This is a genomic window from Okeania sp. SIO2C2 (assembly GCF_010692625.1).
Taxonomy (GTDB): Bacteria; Cyanobacteriota; Cyanobacteriia; order Cyanobacteriales; family Microcoleaceae; genus Okeania; species Okeania hirsuta.
The window spans coordinates 1-5,850 of the sequence record NZ_JAAHGM010000130.1; the positions used below are offsets into that span (position 1 = coordinate 1).

General features: G+C 38.2%; 1 protein-coding gene. It reads right to left on the reverse strand.

Annotated elements, in window-relative coordinates:
* Positions 1-716 precede the first annotated feature (716 nt).
* Positions 717-5,850 (reverse strand): CHAT domain-containing protein (locus F6K18_RS35655; protein ID WP_287528055.1); only part of this gene is annotated, 5,134 nt, incomplete at its 5' end.

Below are 5,850 nucleotides of genomic sequence, written 5' to 3' on the forward strand. Positions count from 1 at the left end.
TTCCCTAGGGCAATACCTATGACAATGCACAAAGCTACCCAAACAGTGAGATATTTTTCAAAGAAGCTAAGTTGACCACCTGCTTGTACGGCAGATTTATTGACTTGCGGTAAATTTGGACTCATAAGATTAATATCAGGATTTTTACAGTTTGTTTATCCTGTCATTAAAAAAGGTTAATGTTGTTAGATAATGTAAATATAACAAAAAAAATTGATATGTCAAGCAATTAATTATATTAAATCCGGTAGCAGGGCGTGTTATATCAAATCCGGTTAAACAGCCATAGAATGGTTAAGTTAGGAGTCCTCAGGACTCAGGAGTCAGGAGTCAGGAGTCAGGAGGAGAAAGAATTACAAAGATAAACGTAGTTATGGCGATTGAAGATGTGGGGAGAAATAATACAAAAAATTCAACACTCCTTCAGATGATTTTTCCTCAAAATTGATGCGCGAAAAGACTTGACTACCATAATTATATAGTTCTCAAATGGGTTCTATAACATCGGGTGCATCTCAATTAAACGGTAAATAATTGTACTCAAGAAGCGGTGATGAATAATTATACTCAACGAAACAAGGAGAAAAAATAGAGAATTGGTATATATAGATTGGGACAAAAAAAGTGGGAGAATTAAGGATAAATCAGACATTTGACCGAGACTTAGAAGTCTTATGGTGAGGCTATAACATTTATGTTGTACTCCTTCTGCTATATTACCAGGGACTACCAACCATGGTAAACCCTGCCCAATAATAAGGATGGGAAAAATTTTGATTTTTCTGATGTGCCAACTCAGGAGGTAAAGGCAGTTCCCCACGACTACCAGACCCCTTCAAAATTCCATCTTCGATCGCAACTTTACCTTTCAACATTGCCAACTGGGTCTGTCGCAACACTTCTGCCTTAATATTGAGATTACCTAAATGAGAATAAAATTCTGTCATTAATCCTAATGTTCCCTCATCGCTAACCAACCATAAACTTGCCAATACTGACTTAACTCCCGTTGCCACTGCAAAACCAGCAAAACCTAATTCTGCTTCTTTATTCCCTACTGCGGTTTGACAAGCGGATAATACTAATAATTCCACTGGTGGCTGACTCCAACCTAACTTTCTGACTTGATTTAATCGCAATTTTTCACCCCACAACTGAATATATGAATTACTCACATTTCCACTATTAAATTGAGCATGAGTAGCTAAATGAATTATCGGATAAGGATAATTTTGACGTTGATTAATTAAGTTTTTTAGAGTAAATTCTTCATTGAGAAACATATTACCCTGCCATAAGTTTTGAGAAATAGTTTCTAACTCCATAGGTACAGCATATAAGGGATTTTGGTCTGTAAATTCACTGGCTCCCATAGCCAATAAAGTAGTGTTATGAACAGAATGATAACGACTATCCATTAAACTGACACTGGGAATAGTACTAATGCTGTATTTTTCTATTAAAAATTGTTTTCCATCATGTAAAGCTGCTAAAGGTAATAAACGAAATCCTACATCCAGACTAAATAAAATTGTCTCAATATTTGCTGCTTCTAATTCGGCAGTAATGGGGGCTATTAATAATTGATATAATTGTTGAGATGCTGGTAAATAACTTGTGGTTTGGCGTTGTTGAGGATCGGTGATTTCTAGCATTAATTCTATGGTGGCTAGTTTTAATTTATCGCGATTTGCTGTAGAAATTGTTTTGAGAATTGGTTGACCTTCTTTGGTAAATAAGATTATCTGTAATTGGTCTGAGTAAGCATTGATATAAACAACAGCAGATTCTTTTCCTGTTTGATTTGCTATATCTGTTAAAATATCTCGGACATTTTGTGTGGAAAGTAATTTTTCGTCAAAATCTTCTCCGAAGTAATCTGAATATTCGTTGATGCGCTGTTGTTCTAACATTGTTACTATTTTGTCTGAACCTGTGGCTACTGTCAGGGTATTGGTATTAATATTATCGATGATATTTAATATTTTTTGAGTGTCAGTTGTAGTATTGATAGATTCTTCAGTTTGCTCTTTAGCAGTGGCAGTATTTGTTGTTTGGTCGTTGTTACTAGGGGTGGTAGTTGAAATTAAATTGGAAGTATAAGGGGTTTCTAAAGTGTTTGTATCTAAAGAATTTGTGGGAGTATTTAAAATATTGGAATTATTCGTATTGTCTCCATCAATGAGAGGATTATTAATCGGGGTATTGTTATTAGGAGGTGCAGAAGTTTCTGCTATATTTTGATTAGTTCCATTATTCTGAATATTGATAGATTCATTGCTGGTATTTTGAGTTGTATTACCAATATTTTGATTAGTTCCATCATTCTGAAGATTGATAGATTCATTCCCAGCATTTTGAGTTACATTACCCAAATTTTGATTCCCTTCTGCAATTTGAATATTAGTGGCATCGTTACCAGCATTTTGAGTTACATTCCCCAGATTTTGATTCCCTTCTGCAATTTGAATATTAGTGGCATCATTACCAGCATTTTGAGTTACATTCCCCAAATTTTGATTCCCTTCTGCAATTTGAATATTAGTGGCATCATTACCAGCATTTTGAGTTACATTCCCCAAATTTTGATTCCCTTCTGCAATTTGAATATTATTAGCATCATTACCAGCATTTTGAGTTACATTCCCCAGATTTTGATTCCCTTCTGCAATTTGAATATTAGTGGCATCATTACCAGCATTTTGAGTTACATTCCCCAAATTTTGATTCCCTTCTGCAATTTGAATATTATTAGCATCATTACCAGCATTTTGAGTTACATTCCCCAGATTTTGATTCCCTTCTGCAATTTGAATATTATTAGCATCATTACCAGCATTTTGATTAATATCTCCAGTATTAATATCTCCCTCTGCGGTTTGAATATTATTAGCATCATTACCAGCATTTTGATTAATATCTCCAGTATTAATATCTCCCTCTGCGGTTTGAATATTATTAGCATCATTACCAGCATTTTGATTAATATCTCCTATATTCTGGTCTCCTTCAGAATCAATATTAATATTTGCATCTCCATCTCCTGCATTCTGATCAATATCTCCAGTATTAACATCCTCCGTTGCTCTGAGTATTAAATTTCCTATGCTCCCATCAGAGCTAATTTCAATATCATAAGTTGTAATAGAGCCATCTGTAGCTTCCACATTTATTGCACCTGCACTCGTTGTACCGATAGAAGTTAAGTCTCCTGTACCTACTTCCTCTCCGTTAATAACTATACTGCCACTACTTCCTGCTGGTGCTTGTGTGGTAACATTACCTGTATTTACTGTAGCTGTGCTACTCTGAATGATTAAGTCTCCACTTTCTGTTGCTCCAAAGGATGAGACATTTGCTAAATTAACGCTTTCAGGAGCAGTAAGTGTGACGTTTCCGCCTATTCCTTGTTCTGAAAAAGAGTCTATATTTCCACCTGTGGAATTAATATTACCTATTTCACTTTCTACTGTAATTTCACCTCCTTGTTCCCTTCCTTCTGAGCGAATGCCACTAATAGTTATATTTCCAGGAGATATAAGAGTGACATTTCCCGCTATTCCTTCTGTGGAAAAAGTATTTAATTCTCCTTGAGCATCTATACTATTTTCACTGCGACTGTCTATAGTAATATCCCCTCCTCCTTCTGCTCCCTGAGAGAGAATATTTTCTAGATGAATCTGTTCCTCCGCCATAATAGTCACATTTCCAGCAGTACCTCTTTGTGAAAAAGTTTCTATAGCTGTTGTGGCATTTATTTCTCCAGTTTGGCTAGCGATCGTAATATCTCCTCCTGTAGTTGGTTTTTCTGGGTTAAGAGCGCTAGCTGTTAGTAGACCGATAGTAATATTTTCTCTAGCATTGAGAGTAATATTGCCGGAACCATCTGGAGAACGAGAATTGATCACTCCAGCGGTGGTATCTATTGCGCCATTGTTACTGGTAATGGTGATATTTCCTGCTACTCCCCTGGTTGCTTCTCCTTGAGGTACGGGTATGAGAGTAAAGTTGTCATTTACTGGTTGTTGTTGTCTGACAAAACCTGATGCTAGCTCTATTTGACCTGCTTCTATTGCGCTATCCGCAATAATATCAATTTTGCCCGTGTCGCCAATATCTGCTCCGGAATATATTCTCGCTGTTGCTGTATTAATATTGTTGCCTGCTTCGAGAATAATATCTCCTCCTTGACCTTGGTTATCAATGTTGCTGTTGTTTGGAGGTTCCGACGCTGAGATAATATTGCTGTTTTGACTGATATTAATGTTGCCTCCTGCTTTGAGGAATATTTGGCCTCCGTCTGCATCAGCAAAGGAGTAAATATCGCTGCTGGTAATATCTCCTTGGGGTGCTTCTATAGTAACGTTGCCTCCGTTGCCGTCTCCAGAATAATTGGCTAGAAAGCCTTGAGATGTATTGATATTTCCGGTTTCTGTGGTGATAGTTATTTCACCACCTTGTTGTTGGCCGTGGGAACTAATAGTATTGGTGGTAATCTCTGTTTTAGCTTGGAGGTTGACATTTCCAGCATTACCTTTTTCTGAAAATGACTGGATGGGTTGGGTAGCATGAATTTCTCCTTGTTCACTGATAATAGTAATTTCTCCTCCATCAGCAGTTTCTTGTGACTCTGAAGCAGAAGATTGAATAATACCTGTAGCGATATTTTCTTGAGCTGTTATTTTTATTGCGCCTGCGTTTCCTGCATCAGTGCTTCTGGCTGAGATGGTACTATTTTCGGCTTGGAGAGACCCTGTATTAATAGTAATTTTTCCTCCATTTCCTGTACCTGTAGTTTCTGTAATAATTTGACCTTCTAATTGAAATGTTTGGCTAGGAGTAATATTGATGCTACCTCCATCTCCGCTGTCGGATGTAGCTGCTGATATAGTAGTATTTTCAGCTATGGTGAGGTTTTCTGTTTCTATGTTGATCATGCCTGCGTCTCCACTGCCTTCTGTTTCAACTGTTATTCTGCCTTCCCCGGAAATATTAATGTTTTCTGGAGCAAATATATTGATATTACCTCCGTCTCCACTAGAATTAGTGCGGGCAGAAATAAAGCCATTTTCAGTAAAAGTAATATTGAGGTCTGGGTCAAGTTGGCCGATCTCCGTGTCTCCCCCTCTCCGCGTCTCCGCGTCTCCGCGTCTCCCCCTCTCCCCCTCTCCCCCTCTCCCCCTCTCCCCTGCTCTCAGAGTAAGAGTACCTGCGGGAGTTTCCCCTGCTGTTTCGGCAAATATTCCGAGTCGGCCTGAAATTAGTAAGTCTGTGGCGTTGATAGTAATATTGCCTCCCGCTTCGGTGTTAGTTGCCCCTTCTCTTGCTGTGGCACTTATTTGGGCATCTTCTCCAATAGTTAGTTGTCTGGTGTTTATTTCTATGTTTCCCGCTTGACCTTTGTTGTTAGTTTCTGTGGTGAGGGTTGTTCCGGTTTCTAAAGTGAAATTTTGAGTATTGATATTAATAGCTCCAGCATTTCCTTTATCTTCCGTGGAAGCTGATATAGCTACTCCATCGGAGAGTGTGAGGTTTTGGGTATTGATATTGATAGCTCCGGCATTTCCTTTATCTGTCGAAACTACAGATATCCTACCATCTCCTCTAATATTTATACTTTCTGAGGCACTGAGGTTGATATTTCCTCCATTGCCTGTGGAGGAAGTAGAGGCGGAAATAAAACCGTCGTTGCTGAAATTGATGTTGAGGTCTGGGTTGTCTTTGTAGGGACTGAGGGTGAGGGTGCCAGCGTTTGCTGATGCTTCGGTTTCAGCGAATATTCCGAGTTTTCCTGTAATATTAAGTTCGTTGGTGTTGATGGTGATATTGCCTCCGTCTCCAGTGCTGGTT